This is a genomic window from Caballeronia arationis (assembly GCF_001544975.2).
GTDB lineage: Bacteria > Pseudomonadota > Gammaproteobacteria > Burkholderiales > Burkholderiaceae > Caballeronia > Caballeronia arationis.
The window spans coordinates 1-1640 of record NZ_FCOG02000409.1 but is presented as its reverse complement, the minus strand read 5'-3'; the positions used below and the strand labels follow the sequence as shown (position 1 = coordinate 1640).

General features: G+C 60.2%; 1 protein-coding gene and 1 pseudogene. Both read right to left on the bottom strand.

Annotated elements, in window-relative coordinates; all coding sequences use genetic code 11:
* Positions 1-34: 34 nt before the first annotated feature.
* Positions 35-643 (bottom strand): hypothetical protein, encoded by a 609-nt coding sequence (locus AWB81_RS45550; RefSeq protein ID WP_144444387.1) that lies wholly within the window; start codon positions 641-643, stop codon positions 35-37.
* Positions 644-650: 7 nt separating this feature from the next.
* Positions 651-1640, bottom strand: a pseudogene (locus tag AWB81_RS46275) (hypothetical protein); the annotation flags it as partial.

Genomic DNA, 1640 nt, shown 5'->3' with positions numbered 1-1640 from the left:
AAAGCTCCGAGGCGTTTTGTTAAGACCAGTTGCCTCACCCGCCATAGCCCGAGGTGTCGCCATAACCCTGGACTTCGTAGCCTGTGACGGCGCCGGTGCTATCGCTCACACTGCATGTCGCGAACTCGTACTCGTTCACGGATGCGGTCCAGGTGTTGGTTGTGTAGGTGGTATTCCTGCCGTCGTCATAAATCCAGTTCTGCTGCCCCCACCCAGGCCAAAATCCGAGCTTCTGAGTTACGTAGGCTTGGCAGATTTGCGGATTCGGTCCCGGAGGTCGGGTCTGCGCGGCTGGTATGCACACCTGTCCAACCCATGCCGAGCCGTTCCACGATGGAGCAGTCTGTTGGGTGTACCCGCTCGGGCACGTTGGCGGCGGCGGTGGCGGGGGCGGCGCATTGCACGAATAGACCCATGTACTGCCGTTCCAGGCCGGCCCGCCCGCGAAACCATACGCGCACGACGGCTGCGGCGTGACGCACTGGTATCTCGCGCCGATTTTCTGCCACGAATAGCCAGCGTTGCAGCCAGGGGCCATCGGCACGCCGATCGGCTGATAGACATCAGCGGCGTCAGCTCCGTTTCCCACACTCATGGCGCAGGCGACTGCGAGCACTGCACGTGCAATCCCGGTGATCTTCATTTCTTCCTTATTGGTTGGGATAGGAACAACCCACGTCGATCTCTGCCTGGAGTGCTAACTGATCGGGTACCAAGCTGTTAGCGCCATCCGCCAGCACGTTGTAGATCTGAAGCACCCACTGGCTGCCGTTCCAGCCCATCGTGAAGCGAGCACCAGAAAGCGGAGGATTGTGACTTGCGTAATCGGTCGTGATGGTCTGTGGAGTGATCCGATACCAGGCCGTTCCCCCAGCCCCGCATGCGGGTGGATTGACGCCCCATCCGTTGTAGTAGCCGCTGTAGTGAGTGTCACTACTGTGATTAGTGACCAACGTGCTGACCCCTACCCAGTTGCCCCACTTGTTGCATACGTACATGAGGTTGTCGCGGATCGTCACCCCATTCCAGCCGCAGTTGCTCGCGGAGTAGTTGATGTTTGCGCTGTTCGCGGTGACGACGTTGCCGCTTACCGTGCCGGACGAATTCACGTCGCCGACATTGATCGGTGCACCGCCCGTACCCTGATAGTTTTGGACGTACAGCGCGCCTTTGGTGCGAACCGCCGCATTCACGCTATCGCCGTAGTACATAGCGCCGTTGTCAATCTGAAGGCTGTTCCCCGCTTGCAACTTCATAACCTTGTTCGCGCCGAGCGTCACATTGCCGACGTTCTGCATGTCCTGGTTGTTCGCGTTCATCGTGCCGGTAAGCGGCAGCGCGCCATCGCGGCGGTAGTACGGCGAGTTACCGTCGGCGCCAAAGCCGTTTATCGCGAGCACGATACCCGGCTTGCTGCCGACAGGGTTAGGCACTGTCCACTGTCCGTGAATGCCGGTGATGGTGGTGGGCGTGCGATTTGTCGAGTAGCCGAATTGCGCGCCCCCCGCAGCGGCAAGGACACCCGCACCGGCGATGTCAGCCGTCTTGTCCTTCATGCTGATCAGCGGCAAGCTCGGATAGATCTGCGATGCGATATGGCAGTTGCCCGCTGCGGTGGAGCAGTTGTCGGGCACGATCGA